The sequence below is a fragment of the Solirubrobacter ginsenosidimutans genome, from assembly GCF_027587205.1.
On record NZ_JAPDOD010000004.1, the window covers coordinates 23,402 to 40,168 of the forward strand.

At 72.8% G+C, this 16,767-nt stretch carries 18 protein-coding genes; 11 read left to right on the forward strand and 7 right to left on the reverse strand.

Annotated features, from left to right (window positions below; genetic code table 11):
* Positions 1-5: 5 nt before the first annotated feature.
* On the forward strand, positions 6-947 hold the full coding sequence (locus tag OM076_RS06720; protein WP_270038723.1) for a GTP cyclohydrolase, FolE2/MptA family: 942 nt from the start codon (positions 6-8) through the stop codon (positions 945-947).
* Here OM076_RS06720 and OM076_RS06725 read toward each other — a convergent pair.
* Genes OM076_RS06725 through fae form a run of 6 tightly spaced genes read right to left on the reverse strand, consistent with a single transcriptional unit; the run spans position 910 to position 5,896 of the window.
* Positions 910-1,959 carry a DUF1464 family protein gene (locus OM076_RS06725; RefSeq protein WP_270038724.1) on the reverse strand — a complete coding sequence of 350 codons (1,050 nt, stop codon included), beginning with the start codon at positions 1,957-1,959 and terminating at the stop codon, positions 910-912. The genes OM076_RS06720 and OM076_RS06725 overlap by 38 nt on opposite strands.
* Positions 1,956-2,825: an NAD(P)-dependent methylenetetrahydromethanopterin dehydrogenase gene (locus OM076_RS06730; protein ID WP_270038725.1), complete on the reverse strand. Its 870-nt coding sequence runs from the start codon at positions 2,823-2,825 to the stop codon at positions 1,956-1,958. The genes OM076_RS06725 and OM076_RS06730 overlap by 4 nt, the downstream gene beginning before the upstream one ends.
* The gene (locus tag OM076_RS06735; RefSeq protein ID WP_270038726.1) at positions 2,822-4,213 is read right to left on the reverse strand and encodes a DUF6513 domain-containing protein; all 1,392 of its coding nucleotides are present in this window, start codon (positions 4,211-4,213) and stop codon (positions 2,822-2,824) included. The genes OM076_RS06730 and OM076_RS06735 overlap by 4 nt, the downstream gene beginning before the upstream one ends.
* Positions 4,214-4,225: 12 nt before the next feature.
* On the reverse strand, positions 4,226-4,603 hold the full coding sequence (locus OM076_RS06740) for a 4a-hydroxytetrahydrobiopterin dehydratase (RefSeq protein ID WP_270038727.1): 378 nt from the start codon (positions 4,601-4,603) through the stop codon (positions 4,226-4,228).
* Between the two features lie 18 nt (positions 4,604-4,621).
* Positions 4,622-5,350, reverse strand: a complete 729-nt coding sequence (locus tag OM076_RS06745) for an SDR family NAD(P)-dependent oxidoreductase (protein ID WP_270038728.1) — start codon at positions 5,348-5,350, stop codon at positions 4,622-4,624.
* 33 nt (positions 5,351-5,383) lie between these two features.
* Positions 5,384-5,896: a formaldehyde-activating enzyme gene (gene fae / locus OM076_RS06750; RefSeq protein WP_270038729.1), complete on the reverse strand. Its 513-nt coding sequence runs from the start codon at positions 5,894-5,896 to the stop codon at positions 5,384-5,386.
* A 121-nt stretch (positions 5,897-6,017) separates the two neighbouring features.
* Here fae and OM076_RS06755 point away from each other — a divergent pair, with 121 nt between their 5' ends.
* Genes OM076_RS06755 through OM076_RS06790 form a run of 8 tightly spaced genes read left to right on the forward strand, consistent with a single transcriptional unit; the run spans position 6,018 to position 14,255 of the window.
* The gene (locus OM076_RS06755; RefSeq protein ID WP_270038730.1) at positions 6,018-6,866 is read left to right on the forward strand and encodes a triphosphoribosyl-dephospho-CoA synthase; all 849 of its coding nucleotides are present in this window, start codon (positions 6,018-6,020) and stop codon (positions 6,864-6,866) included.
* A 49-nt stretch (positions 6,867-6,915) separates the two neighbouring features.
* Positions 6,916-7,992: an ATP-grasp domain-containing protein gene (locus tag OM076_RS06760; protein ID WP_270038731.1), complete on the forward strand. Its 1,077-nt coding sequence runs from the start codon at positions 6,916-6,918 to the stop codon at positions 7,990-7,992.
* Positions 7,985-9,103 (forward strand): hypothetical protein, encoded by a 1,119-nt coding sequence (locus OM076_RS06765; RefSeq protein ID WP_270038732.1) that lies wholly within the window; start codon positions 7,985-7,987, stop codon positions 9,101-9,103. Before OM076_RS06760 ends, OM076_RS06765 begins: the two co-directional genes overlap by 8 nt.
* On the forward strand, positions 9,103-10,731 hold the full coding sequence (locus OM076_RS06770) for a formylmethanofuran dehydrogenase subunit A (protein WP_270038733.1): 1,629 nt from the start codon (positions 9,103-9,105) through the stop codon (positions 10,729-10,731). The genes OM076_RS06765 and OM076_RS06770 overlap by 1 nt, the downstream gene beginning before the upstream one ends.
* Positions 10,728-11,618 carry a formylmethanofuran--tetrahydromethanopterin N-formyltransferase gene (gene fhcD, locus OM076_RS06775; RefSeq protein ID WP_270038734.1) on the forward strand — a complete coding sequence of 297 codons (891 nt, stop codon included), beginning with the start codon at positions 10,728-10,730 and terminating at the stop codon, positions 11,616-11,618. Before OM076_RS06770 ends, fhcD begins: the two co-directional genes overlap by 4 nt.
* Positions 11,615-12,424: a formylmethanofuran dehydrogenase subunit C gene (locus OM076_RS06780; RefSeq protein WP_270038735.1), complete on the forward strand. Its 810-nt coding sequence runs from the start codon at positions 11,615-11,617 to the stop codon at positions 12,422-12,424. Before fhcD ends, OM076_RS06780 begins: the two co-directional genes overlap by 4 nt.
* A complete protein-coding gene (mch, locus tag OM076_RS06785) occupies positions 12,421-13,362 on the forward strand; it encodes a methenyltetrahydromethanopterin cyclohydrolase (RefSeq protein ID WP_270038736.1) in 942 nt (313 codons plus the stop codon). Before OM076_RS06780 ends, mch begins: the two co-directional genes overlap by 4 nt.
* 44 nt (positions 13,363-13,406) lie before the next feature.
* A complete protein-coding gene (locus OM076_RS06790) occupies positions 13,407-14,255 on the forward strand; it encodes a RimK family alpha-L-glutamate ligase (protein ID WP_270039021.1) in 849 nt (282 codons plus the stop codon).
* On the opposite strand, the gene OM076_RS06795 is transcribed toward OM076_RS06790, so the two are convergent.
* Positions 14,221-14,949, reverse strand: coding sequence for a HisA/HisF-related TIM barrel protein (locus tag OM076_RS06795; protein WP_270038737.1), 729 nt, complete (start codon positions 14,947-14,949; stop codon positions 14,221-14,223). The genes OM076_RS06790 and OM076_RS06795 overlap by 35 nt on opposite strands.
* Here OM076_RS06795 and OM076_RS06800 point away from each other — a divergent pair.
* Positions 14,930-15,970 carry a hydantoinase/oxoprolinase family protein gene (locus OM076_RS06800; protein WP_270038738.1) on the forward strand — a complete coding sequence of 347 codons (1,041 nt, stop codon included), beginning with the start codon at positions 14,930-14,932 and terminating at the stop codon, positions 15,968-15,970. The two genes, OM076_RS06795 and OM076_RS06800, sit on opposite strands and share 20 nt — an antisense overlap.
* Positions 15,971-16,122: 152 nt before the next feature.
* The gene (locus OM076_RS06805) at positions 16,123-16,764 is read left to right on the forward strand and encodes an amino acid kinase family protein (protein ID WP_270038739.1); all 642 of its coding nucleotides are present in this window, start codon (positions 16,123-16,125) and stop codon (positions 16,762-16,764) included.
* The last annotated feature ends 3 nt before the right edge of the window (positions 16,765-16,767 follow it).

Sequence of the window (16,767 nt, forward strand, 5' to 3'; positions counted from 1 at the left end):
CTGGAGTGTCGCTCTCGCGCGCCGGCGTGACGAACGTCGAGAAGGTCGTCCGCATCGGTCTCGGCGGTGCCGAGCAGCTCTACCACGCCGAGCTCTCGTGCTTCGTCGATCCCGGTCCGCAACGCGTGCGCACGCGCAGCCTTCGCTTCGACGCGGTCGTCAGAGACGTCATCGGCGCGGCGGTACCGGAGTCGGGTGGCTTCGCGGCCGAGCAGATCGCCCAGCGCATGGCCGTCGAGGTGCGCCAGCGCCTGAACGCGCTGCGCGCCGAGGTGACGATCGCAGCCCGCTACCCGGAGCACAAGCCGGCCCCGGTGTCCGGCATCGCGACGCAGGAGATCTTCACGCTGTTCGGCACGGCGGTCGCGTCCGAGCGCGGCACCCGCCGGCTCGTGGGCGTCGCCGCGCAGGGGATGACCGCGGCCCCGCTCGCGCAGCGGCTGGTCACCGACCGCGCGCGCGAGCGTCTGGCCGCCGACGGGTTCGGCGACGACCGGATCGCCGCGATCCTCGACGCCGTGCCGGTCGCGACGCATGATCAGCGCGGCCTGGGCACGCTGCACCTGGGCCTGCCCGAGGAGTGCGACCGCGAGGTGGACGCGCTCGAGTTGCTGGCGATCGTCGAGAACTCGATGTCCAGCGAGATCTACGAGCTGATGAAGCGCTCCGACGAGGGCGCGGTGGTCGAGAAGGCCACGCGTCGAGCAAGGACCGCGGAGGACTGCGTGCACGCCGCGATTCGCGGCACGCTCGAGGGCTTCGCCGACCTCACCGGCGACGCGTTCGTCGCAGCCCGCCAAGAGCACACCGAGTCGATCCACGAGCACACGGTCGTCGCGGAGCGCCACGGCCTGTTCGGCGAGGTGCGCGACGACGGCGCCGCGCACCACACGACGATCCGCGAATGGCTCAACGGAGCCGGATCGAGTCGGCGCCGTGAAGCCTGAGGTGATCGAGCGCAGAGCCGCTCGCCTCCCGGATGCCGAGGCGGTCGACGAGCGCTGAGTAGCCCCCGCCCGCAAGACCGTCGGCCATGATCGCCGCACCGTGCGCGGCGGCCTTGAGGCCGACGGTCGGCCGGACCGGCGCCACGTGGGCGAGCCGCGTCTCGAGCGCGCCGACCACGGCTGACGCCGAGCGCCCCACGACGAGGATCTCCCGCGGCGCCGGCACGGCGGCGGTCAGTGCGAGCGCGGCCTTGACCGCGCCCTCCTCCAGGGCGAGCCATCCCTCGCTCAAACGCGGGTCGTCGCGCAGTGCCTGCACTCCCTCCGAGCGCGGGTCGAGCGCGCCGCCGCTGAACACGGTGCGCTTCGAGAGTGCGGCGCCGAGCAGGTACGCCACCTCCGCATCGAGTGCGCCGCAGGCCCGCGCCCCGATCGGACCCGACGAGCCGCCGAGCCCGTCGACGATGCGCCCGCCGTCGACGGCGAGCGCTGCGCTGAACGCGCCGCCGAGCTCGAGCATCACGAACGACGTGTCCGCGTACCCGACGCCGAGGCGGCGCGCCTGGTCGGCGATGCACAGCGCGGCACTGGCCACCTTGTCCGCCGTCCCCATGTCGATGCGGTTGTACTTGCGATAGGCCGGGATCGTCGGCAGGTGGATCGCGCCGGGACCGAACACCAGCGGGAGACCCGCCGCGATCAGGGCGCGCACGATCGAGCGCATCCCGCCGACGCCGACGCGACCGTGCGGTTCGTCCTCGCGCAGCAGCAGCATCAGCGCAAGCTCGCGCTCTCCCACCTGTGCGACCGGAACGAGCGGCAGGCCGTATCCGGCCGGGCCGAGCACCAGGTCCAACGGGCCTTGCTGCGCGAGCGCCTGGACCAGCGGCGCCGGGTCGGCGCCCACGTCGACCGTGCGGAAGCTTCGCTCGAACACGATCTCGCCCCCGTCGAGCACGCACACGTCGAAGGAGACCGTGCCAGGGTCGACCCCTGCGACACGTGGACTCAAACGAGCTCCTTCGCGATCGCGTAGACGGCATCGGTGTCGAGCACCTGGTCGTTGGCTTCGAACATCCGCCGCACGCAGGCCTTGTGCACCTTCATCTTCGGACCGCCGATGGCCAGCGCGCCGAGCACGAGCTTGCCGTCGTGGGAGGCCAGGTCGTCGGTGGCCTTGGTGCCCTCGAGGCCGAGCGGCTCCGCCGCGTTGTAGTCGGCGAGCAGCTCGAGCGTCGGGTGCCGCGTCCAGAAGTCGCCCCGCAGCACCTGCACACCGGCAGGCCCGCTGCACAGGACCAGCTGCGCCCCGTCGAGCACCGACTCGAGCGCGCCGCGATCCGCCGGCTCGCGGACGTCGAGGCCGAGCTCCTCAGCGGCGCCGACGCCGCTCGGCTTGCGATAGGGCCGGTCATCGCCGAACAGGTCGGGCGGGATCGCGACCGCCGTGACTTCGCAGCCCTCGTCGCGCAGGAGCGTCGCCGACCGCAGCCCGACGGCCCCGAGACCGAGGACGACCGCGCGGTCGCCCGCGAGGCTGCGCGCCTTCGCGATCCGCGCGATCGTCGTTGCCGCGGTCGTGTTGCAGCCGTTGGAGTCGAGCATCACCGAGACCCGGAAGGGACCGAAGAACGCCTTCTGGACCTTGCCGAAGACCTCCTCGCCCGCGGAGACGCGCTTGCCGCCGACCCACACGGCCATCGTCTTGAGGTCATCGACCCCGCGGGTGAAGAACGCGTCCTGGACGAGCCCGTGGACGTCATCGGGCTTCACGCCGCCGTGGGAGAGCAGGACGTCGACGCCGGCGTCGTGGGCGACGATCGCGTCGAACGGGCTCGGGTGCTCGTCGGTATCGAGCTGGAGCAGGACTTTCTTCACGGTTCCTCCTCGGATGGCCGGCGCGAGCGGGCCGTGAGGCGGACGCGGTCACGGCGTGGCTCGTCGAACGTCAGGTAGCCCCAGTCCAGCGGGGACTCCTGGCGGTAGTTCTTGCCCAGCCCGCGGGCGATCGACGCCTTCATCAGCTCCTTGCCCAAGTAGAAGGCGTGCGTGGGCTCGTCGACGCCGAGCGCGTCGAAGATCTGGTTGATGTCGGTGCCCTTGACGAACTGCTCGGCGTTGAACGCGTAGATCCACTCGGCATCGGTGAAGATCCGGACGTTGGGGTCGGTGATGCTCGCCTGGAGCTCGCGCAGCTCGGCCTCCGTGTAGGGGCGGAAGTCCTCGTCCTTGATCGTCAGCAGCCGGCCGTCGACGTGCTTGGGCGGCGTGCCCTCCTGCTGGGCGAAATGCATGAGCTGGGCGGCGAGGACGGCCTCGCGGACGGCCCCGCGCGCCCAGGGGATGACCTCGGTGGTCAGCACGTTGCGGATCCCGAGCTCCTGGCAGAAGCCGAGCAGCATCGCCGTCACGCCGGTGGTGTCGGCCTCGGTGAGCTCGGTCAGGTTGCCGATGCCCATGAACAGCTCGATGTCGGGGTGACGGCGGCGCACGTCCAGGTAGCGGCCGAGGCTGGTCGCGAAACCGGTGCCGATCGGCTCGATGATCGGGTCGGCGAGGAACGGCTTGCCGAGCTCCTGCAGGTGCGCGATCGTCGCGTCGAGGCTGTCGAGGTCGTCCGGCGTGTCCGGAATCAGGATCGGCGTCGCGCGCAGCTCTGCCGCCAGGTGCCGGTTGTGCCCGTTGAGGCTGAGCACGTAGTCCACGCCCGCGGCATCGGCCATCAGGATCTCGTCGGGGTCGAGCGTGTCGATGCTGAGCGTGAAGCCGCGGGCCTTGAGGTCGGCGATCACCGATGGCCCCTCGTCGAGCCAGGTCCGGTCCATCGACAGGCCGAGGTCGACCACCTCCGCGCCCGCCTCGCGGTAGTAGGTCGCTGCCGCGACGATCTGCTCGCGATCGAGGTGCGGGACGTGGTTGATCTCGGCGAAGACGCGGACGTCGCGCTCGCCGTAGCGCGAGCGGGCGTCGGCCTGGCCGAAGAACGCCGGCAGGCGCTTGAGGTCGGCCGGCCCCTTCTCCGCCGGGACGCCGAACCGCTCGCCGATCAGGGCGACGTCGCCCTGGCAGGAGCCCGGGATCATGATCCGCGTGACGTCGGATGTGACCTCGAGCCGGTGGGCGATCCACTCCGTGGACATCAGCGCGGCGACCGTGATCTTCATGACCGCGACGTCGTAGTCGAACGGCAGCCCGGCGCGCTGCAGCGTCTCGCGCAGCGCGGGCGCCGCGAGCTTGCCGGTCACGAACAGATAGCGATCGGCCACCGCCGGAGACCGCTAGCGCCCGCCCTTGCTGAAGACGAACTTGTTCGGCGTGCCCTCGAGGGTGCTGTCCTGCACCGGGCGCCACAGCACGACGTCCTCGATCCGCCGCGCCAGCTCGAAGTCATTGTCGGTGATGCCGCCGCTGGCGTGGGTGCGCAGCTTGACCCAGACCTTGCCCCAGGTCACCGACAGGTCGGCGTGGTGCCACGCCTGCTCGCAGAGATACCCGATGGCGTTGACCAGCATCAGCGTCGACGGCCAGCCGTCGGTGTTGTACTTGCGGCGGATCCAGCCGTCTTCGAGGTACCAGTCGTCGAGGCCCGCCGCTTTGAGCTTGCCCTCGACCTCGTCGAGCTCGTACGGCGTCGGCTTGGGCTTTGTCCGCTCCATCGCACTCTCTCCTTCGGGTCACATCACGACGCCGCCGTTGACGTTGATCGCCTGGCCGGTGACGAACGCGGCCTCCGGCGAGGCGAGGTAGATCGCCGCGTTCGCCACGTCCCGCGGGTCGCCCCAGCGGCCCAGCGGCGTGTCATCGGCGACCGAGCGGTGGAATTCGCGATCGGCCTGCTCGCCGAAGCTGGTCTCGATCCACCCCGGGCAGAGGACGTTGACGCGCACCTCGGGCGCCAGGGCGCGCGCGAGGCTCTTGCTGAACGCCAGCACACCGCCCTTGACCGCGGCGAACAGCTGTGGGTTCTCCCCGGCCATGCCGACCACGACGTGGTCCCAGCTCATGTTGAGGATCGTCCCACCTCGCTCCTGTCCGCGCATGATCTCTCCGGCCGCGTAGGAGCAGGAGATCGTCCCCTTGAGGTCCACCGCCAGCAGCGTGTCGAGCTTGCGCTCCCACTCCCACGTCGCCGCCTCGCCGGTGAGCACGTCGGCGCCCGCGTTGTTGATCCAGACGTCGAGGTGGCCGAGCCGCGCGCTCGCCTCGGCGACGAGCCGTTCGCAGCCGTCGCGCGTCGCGAGATCGGCCTGGCAGACCTGCGCGCGCCCGCCGCGCGCCGCGATCGCTTCGGCGACCGTCTGCGCGCGCTCGGGCGAGGCGCGGTGCGTGAGCAGGACGGAGGCGCCCTCGGCGGCGCAAGCCTCGGCGATGGCACGTCCGATGCCGCTGCTCGCGCCGGTCACGACGGCGCAGAGGCCGTCCAGCCGAGCCGTCGACTAGCCCTCGACGCCGGCCGCGAACGGGTGCCGCGCGGCCTCCGAGGAATCGAGCACCGTCTGCACGCTCGGCTCGCCGGCGAGGGCGCGCGCGATCGACTCCTTCGTGGCCTGGTAGTTGAAGTCGAAGATCCGCTTGTCGTCCGTGGCGTCCCAGTGGATGAACACGCCGACGATGATGCAGAGCTCGTCGACGTCGCCCTCGCTGATGACACCCTCGCGTACCGAGTCGACGACGGCGCGGGCGACGGCCGCCTGCGCGGGCCCGAACATCTGGACCGCCTGGGTGGCGCCCTTGATCGTGACCTTGTTGGACATGATCGTGTCGGGCTTGGCGGGAAGGTTCGGCGCCACGACCGCGAGCAGGCTCGTGAAGCCGTCCTTCTGATTGACGAGCGCGTTTGCGAACGCTTCGCCGACCGGCCCGCTCTTGGAACCGATCAGCAAGTCGATGTGCGCGACCTCGTTGCCGTCGCCGACGAGCGATTCTCCTACCAGCAAGGTCGGTGCCATGACCCGTCCTCTCTATGGTTGCCGGATATGCCTGAGGAACTCAGGGAACGGGGCGGCGACTCTAACCTCTCGCGCCTCGGAGGGTCAAGCGGGTTCGGTGCGATCGTCCGCACGTGCGCCGATGGCGACCGTTCGTAGCGCTGAGAGCGTCGCCGGTGCCGCTCAGCTGGCCTGCGTGCTGGAGGCCAGTGCGGAGAAGCCGGGCAACATCACGCCGACCCACGACTTCCACGACACGACCTATGAGGACATGCTGCGCAGCGCGATCGCGGTCGGTCCCGAACTGGGGCGCGCGGGTCAGCGCGGCGTCGGCGAGACGGTCCTCGCGGCGGTCGAGGCGTCGCGCCGCGTGGCGCCGTCGAACACGAACCTCGGCATCGCGCTGCTGCTCGCACCGCTGGCGAAGGGCGCGCTGGACGGTGATCCGCTGCGCGAACGGCTCGACGCGGCGCTGGGCGCGCTCGACATCGCCGATGCGCGCGCCGCATACACGGCGATCCGCCTCGCCGGGGCGGGTGGGCTGAGCGAGCGCGTCGAGCACGACGTGCGCTCGGAGCCGGACATCGGCCTGCGGGAGGCGATGGCCGCCGCCGCGGAGCGCGACTCGATCGCCTCGGAGTACGTCACCGGCTACGCGCTGACGTTCGACACGGGCCTCCCCGCGCTCGCCGCCGCGCTCGGCGACGGCCTCGCGGTGCGCGACGCGATCGTCGAGCTGCACCTCCGGCTGCTGGACCGGGCTCCCGATTCGCTGATCGCGCGCAAGCGCGGCGCCGACGCGGCGGCGCGGGTGTCGACGGGTGCCCGCGACGTCCTGGCCGCCGGCGGCGTGCGCACCCCCGCGGGCCGCCGTGCGGTGCAGGCGTTCGACGGCTCGCTGCGCGCGCAGGGCAACGCGCTGAACCCCGGGACGAGCGCCGATCTTGTGACATCGACACTGTTCGTCGCGCTGATCGAGCGTATGCTGTGACGCCGTCGGACCGCGTGACCCAGTACTTCTGATCGCCTTGAGCGCGCGCATGCTCGCCGATCTGGCGCAGCGCGACGGTCGGCCGGTGCTCGCGTTCGATCTCTTCGGTGACCTCGATCTGCGCAGGCGCGCGGATCGCGTCATGACGGCCGGCCGGCTGAGCGCGCTCGTCGATGCCGCGATCGCCGAACCGCCGGGCCACGTCGTCTACGGCGCCAGCTTCGAGAACCATCCCGCGCTCGTCGCGCGGCTCGCCGAGCGCCACGCGCTGCTGGGCAACGCGCCCGGGACGCTGCGCGCGGTGCGCGATCCCGCCCGGCTCGGCGCGACGCTGCGTGACGCCGGGTTCGCGTTCCCGAGGACGTGCGTCACGGCGCCGGAAGACCGTTCGGGCCGGTGGTTGCGCAAGCCGCTGCGCGGCGGCGGGGGAACGCGCGTGCGGGGCTGGCGCGGCGGGGTGCTGCCCGCCGGGACGTTCGTGCAGGAGCGCGTCGACGGCCTCGGATGCTCGGCGGTCGCCGTCGGTGACGGGGTGGATGCCGTCGTGCTCGGGCTCACCGAGCAGCTCGTCGGCGAGCGGGCGTTCGGCGTCCGCGGCTACCGCTGGTGCGGGAACCTCACGCCGCCGCGTCTACCGGCCGGCGAGCTGGAGGCGCTGCTCGGTCAGGCCCACGCGATCTGCTCGCACCTGGCGGCCGCCTTCGCCCTTCGGGGCGCGTTCGGCGTCGATTTCATCTGGGACTCCGAACGCGCGTGGACGCACGAGGTCAACCCGCGCCCGACCGCCTCGCTGGAGGCGATCGAGTCCGCGTACGGCGTGGGGGTGTTCGACGCGCATCTGCGCGGGTGCGCCGGCGAGCTGCCCCACCTCGCGGCCACGCGTTCGAGCGCCGCCGCCAAGGCCGTCCTGTTCGCCACCGAGAACGTGACGATCGGCGACAGCGAGCGGTGGCTGCGGCGCGGTGTGCGCGATGTCCCCCACCCCGGCGAGCGCATCTCCGCGGGCCACCCGATCTGCACCGTCGTCGCGACCGCGGCGACGCCGCAGCCGGCGCTGGAAGCGGTCCAGGAGCACGCCGCGCGGGTGCGCGCGGAGCTCCGCGTGGAGGTGCCCGCGGATGGCTGACGCGACGTGTGCGGGCTGTGGTTGCGCCTGCGACGACATCGTGCTGGGGCCGGACGGCCCGGAGCGTACGTGCGCGCTCGGCGACGCGTGGTTCGCGCTCGGCGAGCGGCCGCCGATCGCCCGCATCGAGGACCGCGCGGTCAGCCTCGAGGAAGCCGCGGCCGCCGCGGCCGCGATCCTGCGCCGAGCGCGCGCACCGCTCGTCTACGGTCTCGGCCGGACGAGCTGCGAAGCACAGCGCCAGGCGGTGGCGCTGGCCGAGGCGCTCGGGGCCGTGATCGATCCCGCGGGCGCGACCGGGTTCGCCTATCAGGCCGTCGGCTCGAGCACGGCGACCTTCGGTGAGATCCGCGACCGCGCCGAGCTCGTCGTCGCCTGGCGGGCCGACCCCGTCGTCACCCATCCGCGTCTGCTGGAGCGCCTGCGCGTCGAGTCGCTCGTCGTGGTCGACGCCACGCGCACGGCGACCGCTGAGCAGGCCGATGCGTTCATCGCGCTCGACGACGACTTCGAGGCGTTGTGGGAACTGCGTGCGCGCGTCGGCGGCGCGCGGCTGGAGGGCGGGACGCCGGCGCTCGACGAGCTCGCGCGGCGCCTGCTCGACGTTCGCCGCGTGGCGTTCATCCACGGCTGGCTCGACGAGCTCACCGCGCTCGCACTGGCCTCGCTCGTGCGCGACCTCAACGGCGACCGCCACGCGGTCACGTTGGGGCTGCGCGGCGACGGCAACGCCCGCGGGGCCGAGGACGTACTCGCCTGGCAGACCGGCTTCGCCACGCCGGTGAGCTTCGCCCGCGGCCACCCGCGCGAGGTGCCCGGCGCAGCCACGCTGCTCGAGCGCGGCGACGTCGATGCGGCGCTCGTGGTGGCGTCCGACCCTCCGGCGGCCGTCGCCGAGCACCTGCGCGGGCTGCCCACGATCGTGGTCGACGCGCGCGTCACGGCAACGGCACGAGCGGCGCAGGTCGCGTTCGTCACCGCCGCCGACGGGATCGAGATCCCGGGTACCGTCCACCGGATGGACGGCGTGCCGGTCCCGCTCCGCGCCCCGCTGGCCGCGGAGCGACCGAGCGTCGAGGAGGTGCTGGCCGCGATCGGAGGGAGCCCCTGATGCTGCGGATCGCCGCGGGGCGCGTGTACGACCCCGCGAACGGGATCGACGGCGAGGTGCGCGACGTCTGCGTCCAGGACGGCAAGATCGTCGCCGACGTGCCGGGCCACGCGCGCCGGATCGACGCCCGCGGGATGGTCGTCATGCCCGGCGGGGTCGACATCCACGCCCACATCGCCGGGCCGAAGGTCAACGCCGCGCGCAAGCTGCTGCCCGACGAGCACCGGGCCGACGTGCTCGACCGGACGGGGACCACGCGCTCCGGTTCGGGCGGAACCGTTCCGTCGACGTTCACCACCGGCTACCGCTACGCGCTGCTCGGGTACACGACCGTCATCGAGGCCGCCACACCGCCGCTCGCGGCTCGCCACACGCTCGCCGAGCTGCGCGACACACCGGTCATCGACGCCGCCTTCCTCGTGCTGCTGGGCAACAACCTGCCGCTCTTCGAGCTCATCCGGACCGAGCCGGAGCGGGTACGCGAAGCGGTTGCGTGGTGGCTGCAGGCCACCGGCGGATACGGCGTCAAGCTCGTCAACCCGGGCGGCGTGGAGATGTTCAAGCGCGGCGAGGGCAACGTGACGTCGCTGGACGACGACGGCCCCGGCGTGACGCCGCGGCGGGTGATCGAGACGATCGCCACCGCGGTGCACGAGCTCGGGCTCCCCCACCCCGTCCACGTCCACTGCAACAACCTCGGCGTGGCCGGCAACTACCGCACGACGCTCGACACGCTGCGCACGCTCGAGGGGCGCCGCGCCCACCTCGCCCACATCCAGTTCCACGCCTATGGCGGACGGGCCGGCGGGCGGCCGCGCTCGCGGGCGCCCGAGCTGGCCGAATACCTCGGCGCGCACCCGGAGTTCAGCGCCGACGTCGGGCAGGTGATGTTCGGCCCGGCCACGACGATGACCGCCGACGCCCCGGTCTCCGCCGTCCTGAGCGAGATCACCCACGGCCGCTGGGTCAACGCCGACACCGAGGCCGAGACGGGGTGCGGGATCGTCCCGTTCACCTACCGCGAGCGCAACTACGTGCACGCGCTGCAGTGGGGGATCGGCCTGGAGCTGTTCCTGCTCAGTCGCGACCCGTGGCGGCTCGTGCTCTCCACCGACCATCCCAACGGCGGCTCGTTCCTCAGCTACCCGCGCCTGATCCGCCTGTTGATGGACCGCGAGTTCCGCAACACGCAGGTCCGGCGGGTGAACCAGCAGGCGATGCGGCGCACCGTGCTGCTCGACGACCTCGAGCGCGAGTACACGCTCCAGGAGATCGCGATCATCACGCGCGCCGGGCCGGCGCGACTGCTCGGGCTGCGCGACAAGGGCCACCTCGGTGTCGGTGCCGACGCCGACATCACGATCTACGACGACCGCGCCGACCGTGAGGCGATGTTCGAGGCACCGCGCTACGTCTTCAAGGATGGTCGCGCCGTGGTCGAGGACGGCGAGCTGCGCGAGACCGGATCGGGGCGCCTGCTGCGGGTCGGCACGGAGTACGACGCGGCGATCGAGCCGACGCTGGAAACGCTCTTCGAGGAGCACTACAGCGTGGGGTTCTCGAGCTATCCCGTCCGCGAGCCGTGGCTGCTGGAACCGGCGCGCACCGTCGCCGCGGAGCCGCGATGAAGCTGCGCGGCGCCGAGATCGTGGACACCTTCGCCGAAGCGTTCCCGATGTGGGGCGCGCGGGTCGTGATCACCGCGGCGACCCCGGCGTGGGCGCTGGAGGCCGGCCGCTCGATGACCGGCTTCGCGACCTCCGTGATCGGCTGCAAGTGCGAGGCCGGCATCGAGCGCGAGCTCGCTCCTGACGAGACGCCCGACGGGCGGCCGGGCGTCAGCGCGCTGCTGTTCGCGATGGACCGCGAGGGCGTAGGCAAGCGACTGGTCGAGCGCGTCGGCCAGTGCGTGCTCACATCGCCGACGTCGGCCTGCTTCAACGGTCTCGACGACGTCGAGCACACCGTCGACGTCGGCGGTCAGCTGCGTTTCTTCGGCGACGGGTTCCAGGCCAGCAAAGTGCTCGACGGACAGCGCTATTGGCGGGTGCCGGTGATGGAGGGCGAGTTCCTCGTCCAGGAACGCTTCGGCGTCGTCGAGGGCGTGGCCGGCGGCAACCTCATCATGCTCGGCCGCGACGCCTCGTCGGCGTTGCGTTCGGCGGAGGCCGCGGCGAGCGCGATGCGTTCGGTCGAGGGCGTGATCATGCCCTTCCCGGGCGGGATCGCGCGCAGCGGCAGCAAGGTCGGCTCGCGCTACAGCGCGTTGCCGGCGTCGACCAATGACGTGCTGTGCCCGACCCTGCGCGGGCAGGTCGAGCACACCGACGTGCCGCCGGACGTCGAGGCCGTGTTCGAGATCGTCATCGACGGGCTTGCGCTGGAGCCGGTGCGCGAGGCGATGCGCCGCGGGCTCGTGGCCGCCGCCGAGGCGGGAGCGAGCCAGGTGACGGCCGGCAACTACGGCGGCAACCTCGGCCCCCACCACATCCACCTCCGCGAGCTGATGCCATGACCCTGACGCTCACGCTGCGCGAGCAACCGGCGGTGTCGCTCGAGGCTGAGGTGCTCTCACCCGATCGCCTCGCCGGCGCGAGCCGCGCGGAGATCGAGGCGCTGCCCGTCTGGCACGGCAACGAGCGCACGCGCGTCGGCGAGTTCTTCGCGGTGTCGGGCTCCGGCGACGACGTGCATTTGGCGGGCGACCTGTCGCGCGTGAACTTCGTCGGCGCGGGCATGACGGGCGGGCGGCTCACGGTCGCCGGCGACGCCGGGATGCACGCGGGCGCCGGCATGCGCGGCGGCGAACTGCACGTCGACGGCGACGCCGGCGACTGGGCGGGTGCGGGCATGCACGGCGGCACGCTCGTCGTGCGCGGCTCGGCGGGGCGCCACCTCGGTGGCGTCGCTTCCGGCGAGCGCGCGGGGATGCGCGGCGGCGAGATCGTCGTCCACGGTGCCGCCGGCGCGCAGGCCGGCGCCGGTCTGCGACGCGGGCTGATCGCGGTGGCCGGACCCGTCGGCGAGGCCGCGGGGCTCCGCATGCTGGCCGGAACGATCGTCGCCCTGGGCGGGCTCGCGCCGCGCGCCGGAGCCGGCATGCGGCGCGGCTCGATCGTCACGATGGCGCCCGCGACGCCGCTCGCGACGTTCGTGTTCTCCACCGTCTATCGCCCACCGTTCCTGCGTTTGTATCTGCGGCGGCTGCGCGTTCTCGGCCTGCCCGTCTCGGACGAGCACCTCGACGGTCGCTACGCGCGCTGGTGCGGCGACGGGCTCGAACTGCGGCGCGGTGAGATCCTGATCTTGGAGAAGACATGACGCTCTCTTTGAACGACCGTGCGCTGGCGCTCGCCGACCGGCTGGCCGGCGACGCCGAGGCGCTGCAGGTCAAGGTCGAGACGCTGTCGAACGGCACGCGCCTGATCGACTGCGGCGCGGGCGGCTTCGAGGCGGGGCGGTCCTTCGCCGAGATCTGCATGGCCGGGCTGGGGACCGTCGCCTACTCGCCGCTCGTGCTCGAAGGTCGCTGGCTGCCCGCGCTCACGGTGACCACCGACCGGCCCGCGATCGCGTGCCTGGCCGCGCAGTACGCCGGCTGGCGGATCGATCGCGACGGGTACTTCGCGATGGGCAGCGGGCCGGCGCGCGCGCTGATCCGCGCCGAGGAGCTCTATGACGAGCTCGGCTGGGACGAGCGGGCGAGCGCCGCCGTGCTGTGCCTGGAGACGCGCGAGCCGCCGCCGGCCGACGTCGCCGGCTTCGTGGCCGAGCGCGCCGGCGTGCCACCGGCGGCGCTGACGGTGCTGATGGCGCCGACCGCAACCGTCACCGGCAGCGTGCAGATCGCGGCGCGCGTCGTGGAGACCGCGCTGCACAAGCTCCACGAGCTCGACTTCGACGTGCGCCGCGTCGTCGCGGGCTTCGGCAGCTGCCCGCTGCCGCCGGTGGCGGGCGACGACATGGCGGCACTCGGGCGGACAAACGACGCCGTGCTCTACGGCGGCCAGGTCCACCTCACGGTCCAGGCCGACGACGACATCCTGCGCGAGCTCGTCGAGCGCCTTCCGGCCACCGCGTCCTCGGACTACGGGGAACCGTTCGGCAACGTGTTCAAGGCCGCGGAATACGACTTCTACAAGATCGATCCACTGCTGTTCAGCCCTGGGCAGATCAGGCTCACGAGCGTCGAGAGCGGTCGCAGCTTCGAGGCCGGCCGGGTCAACCTCGAGGTGCTGGAGCGCTCGTTCTGGGGCTGACCGTCGCGATCCTGGGATCGACCGGCGGCTGGCACGCGCAGCAGCTGATCGACGCCCTCGCGGCGCGCGGCCACGAGCATCACCTGGTCCCGGTGACGCGGATGCTCGGGCGCATCGACGGCGACGTCACGGTGCGCAGCCGCGAGCTCTCGCTCGATGGCTGCGACGCCGTGCTCGTCCGCGGCATCCCGCGCGGCTCGCTGGAGCAGGTGATCTTCCGCGTCGACGCGCTGCACGCGCTCGAGGCGCGCGGCGTGCCGTGCATCAACGGCCCGCGCGCGATCGAGCGGACGATCGACAAGTTCCTCACTTCGGCGCTGCTGGCCGAGGCCGGCGTGCCGACGCCGCGCACGATCGCCTGCGAGCGCGTCGAGGACGCGCTCGAGGCGTTCGCGGAGCTCGGCGGCGACGTGATCGTCAAGCCGCTGTTCGGCTCGATGGGCGCGGGGATGACGCGGGTCGACGACGCCGACGTCGCCTACCGCGTGTTCCACGCGTTGGCGCTCGAGCGCGCCGTCTACTACCTCCAGGAGACGCTGGCGCACGACCGCGACCTGCGCGCGTTCGTGGTCGGCGGACGCGTGCTCGCGGCGATCGAGCGGGTGACCGACGGCTGGCGAGGCAACCTCGCGCGTGGCGCCAGCGCGCGTGGAGCGAAGCTCACCGCCGCGCAAGAACGCCTGTGCCTCCAGGCCGCCGCCGCTGTGGGCGTCGACTACGCCGGCGTCGACCTTCTGCGCGCCGCCGACGGGCGCGATTACCTGCTGGAGCTCAACTCGATCCCCGGTTGGAGCGGACTGCAGAAGGCGACCGGCGCCGACGTGGCGGCGGCGCTCGTCGCGCACCTGGAGGCGGTCGTCAGCGAAGCTCGGCCAGCTCGCGCGACCCGATGACGCCGGTGTGCAGGGCCGTGCCGACGAGCGCGCCGGCCGCGCCGGCATCCCGCAGCGCGCGCAGGTCAGCGGCGTCGCGCACGCCGCCACCGGCGAGCAGCTCGAGCTCGGGGAACGCGGCATGCAGGTCCGCGATCAGCCCGACGTCCAGGCCCGCACCGGTGCCCACCCGCGCCAGGTCGAGCACGATCGCCTCGCGCAGCCCTGCGCGATGCAGGCGCGCCATGGCTTCGAGCGCGGACAGGCCCGCCAGCGCCGGGTCGGGCGACAGCAGCCCGCCATCGCGCAGGTCGAGGCTCAAGACCACGGTGCCTCCGGGAAGTTCCACGAGCAGCCGGTCGAGCGCCTCCGGGCCGGTCAGCGTCTCGGACCCCACGATCACCCGCTGCGCACCGAGGTCCAGGAGCGCCCGGGCGCGCTCCGGCTCGCTGACACCGGCGTCGACCATGACGCGCGCCCCGCGCGCCAGTGCACCGATGGTCTCGCGGTGCTCGCCTTCACCGGTGATCGCGTCGAGGTCGGCGACGTAGAGCTCCTCGAGGCCGAGCTCGGACCGGAAGACGCGTGCGAGGGCGAGCGGGTCGCCGTCGTCGCCGGCGCTGACGTTGCTGACCGGGCGGTAGCGTTCGCGTTCGCCGCGCACGGCGTGAACCGCCGTGCCGGCCTTGAGATCGATGACCGGCACGACCCGCACGCTCGCCACGCTAGCAATGGACATCGGCGGCGCGAACACCAAGGCGGCCTGGCTGCAGGGGAGCACGCTGCGGACCGTCTCGCGCCCGTTCGAGGTCTGGCGCGACCGCGCCGCGCTCTCCCGCGTGCTGCGCGACGTCGCCGCCGAGGTCGCCGGCGGTCGCGTTGACGCCGTGGCGATCACGATGACCGCCGAGCTGTCCGACGCGTTCCGGACCAAGCGCGAAGGCGTGGCGTTCGTCCTCGATGCCGTCGAGGACGCGCTCGGCGACCGGCCGCTGCGCGTGCTGACGGCCGCCGGGGAGCTCGTGTCGCTGCAGGCAGCCCGCGCGCGGCCGTGGGACGTCGCCGCCGCGAACTGGGTGGCGACCGCCCTCGCGGTCGCCGAGGCGTACCCGGACGCGCTGCTGATCGACGTCGGCAGCACGACCGCCGACGTGATCGCACTCGTCGCGGGCCGCGTCGCGGCGACGGGCCGCAACGACCTCGAACGCCTGCAGGCGGGCGAGCTCGTCTACACGGGCCTGCTCCGAACCAACCTGGCGGCCATCGCGCCGCAGGTGCCGGTCCGCGGCGGCTGGTGCCCGGTGGCGTCGGAGTACTTCGCGATCAGCGGCGACGTCCACCTCGTCCTCGGCGGGCTGACCGAGGACGCGTATGACTGCCCCACGCCCGACGGGCGACCGGCCACGGTTCCAATCGCGCGCGAGCGCATCGCGAGGCTCGTGTGCTCCGACGTCGACCAGCTGGACGCGGGCGAGATCGACGCGATCGCCGCCTACCTGGCAGCCGAGCAGGTGCGCCAGATCGTGGCCGCGGCGCGCCGCGTCGCGCGTCCGCTGCCGCCCGGCGCGCCCGTCGTCGCGGCCGGCTCCGGCGCGATGCTTGCCCGCGAGGCGGCCGCGCATCTGGGACGGCCGATCGCCGATCCCCCCGCGGCGTGGGGCGCGACCGGTGGCGAGGTGGCACCCGCGGTCGCGCTCGCGGCGCTACTCGCGGCACGAGGGCCCGGGGTCCGGTGAAGAATGGTCGGTCCGACTGATGTGGTGCAGTCGTGGATGCCTCGGGTCGCACGCGATAGTGATGCGTGCCTCTGGCACGTGAGCATCGTGAGTGACGCGAGGCGCCGCGGATGTGCCGCAGCGGGCGTACCGGAATTCTTCAGCGGGCCCCTATGCTGACCGTCGTCAAGGTCGGCGGCGGGCTCGGCCGCGGCGCGGGCGACGACGCGCTCAAGACTCTGTGCGCGGCGCTCGGCGAGCTCGGCGAGCGCCATCCGCTGCTCGTCGTCCCCGGCGGCGCCGGCTTCGCCGACGCCGTACGCGACGCCGACCGCCGCTTCGCGCTCAGCGCGGAAGCCGCGCACCGCATGGCGATCCTCGGCATGGAGCAGTTCGGCTGGCTGCTCGCCGAGCTGATCCCGGGTGCCGAGCGCTGCGCCGACCTCACGCGCTTCGGCCCTGGACGGACCACGGTGCTCCTCCCTGCCGCGCTGCCGCTCCACGCGCTGCCCGCTTCGTGGCAGGTGACGTCCGACTCGATCGCCGCGTGGGTCGCGATCCGGGTGGGTGCCGGCCGGCTCGTGCTCGTCAAAGGCGTCGACGGCCTGTACGCGAAATGGCCGGCGGACGGCGATCCGATCGCGCGCTTGAGCGTCGCCGAGCTCGCGGCGCTGCGGCCCGGGGGCGTCGACGAGTACCTGCCGGCCGTCCTCGAGGGCGCGCACTTCGAAACGTGGGTGATCGCGGCCGAACGGGTGGTGGAGCTGATCGAACGGGGGACCGCCGTGGGCACGCGAATTGGCTTGCTACCGTGAATT

Bases quoted from the DNA above. Each gene is read 5' to 3' on its own strand.
- OM076_RS06780 (WP_270038735.1), top strand. From the start codon at position 11,615: ATGACCCTGACGCTCACGCTGCGCGAGCAACCGGCGGTGTCGCTCGAG.
- fae (WP_270038729.1), bottom strand. From the start codon at position 5,896: ATGGCACCGACCTTGCTGGTAGGAGAATCGCTCGTCGGCGACGGCAAC.
- OM076_RS06755 (WP_270038730.1), top strand. From the start codon at position 6,018: ATGGCGACCGTTCGTAGCGCTGAGAGCGTCGCCGGTGCCGCTCAGCTG.
- OM076_RS06760 (WP_270038731.1), top strand. From the start codon at position 6,916: ATGCTCGCCGATCTGGCGCAGCGCGACGGTCGGCCGGTGCTCGCGTTC.
- OM076_RS06740 (WP_270038727.1), bottom strand. From the start codon at position 4,603: ATGGAGCGGACAAAGCCCAAGCCGACGCCGTACGAGCTCGACGAGGTC.
- OM076_RS06770 (WP_270038733.1), top strand. From the start codon at position 9,103: ATGCTGCGGATCGCCGCGGGGCGCGTGTACGACCCCGCGAACGGGATC.
- OM076_RS06765 (WP_270038732.1), top strand. From the start codon at position 7,985: ATGGCTGACGCGACGTGTGCGGGCTGTGGTTGCGCCTGCGACGACATC.
- mch (WP_270038736.1), top strand. From the start codon at position 12,421: ATGACGCTCTCTTTGAACGACCGTGCGCTGGCGCTCGCCGACCGGCTG.
- OM076_RS06805 (WP_270038739.1), top strand. From the start codon at position 16,123: ATGCTGACCGTCGTCAAGGTCGGCGGCGGGCTCGGCCGCGGCGCGGGC.
- OM076_RS06800 (WP_270038738.1), top strand. From the start codon at position 14,930: ATGACCGGCACGACCCGCACGCTCGCCACGCTAGCAATGGACATCGGC.
- fhcD (WP_270038734.1), top strand. From the start codon at position 10,728: ATGAAGCTGCGCGGCGCCGAGATCGTGGACACCTTCGCCGAAGCGTTC.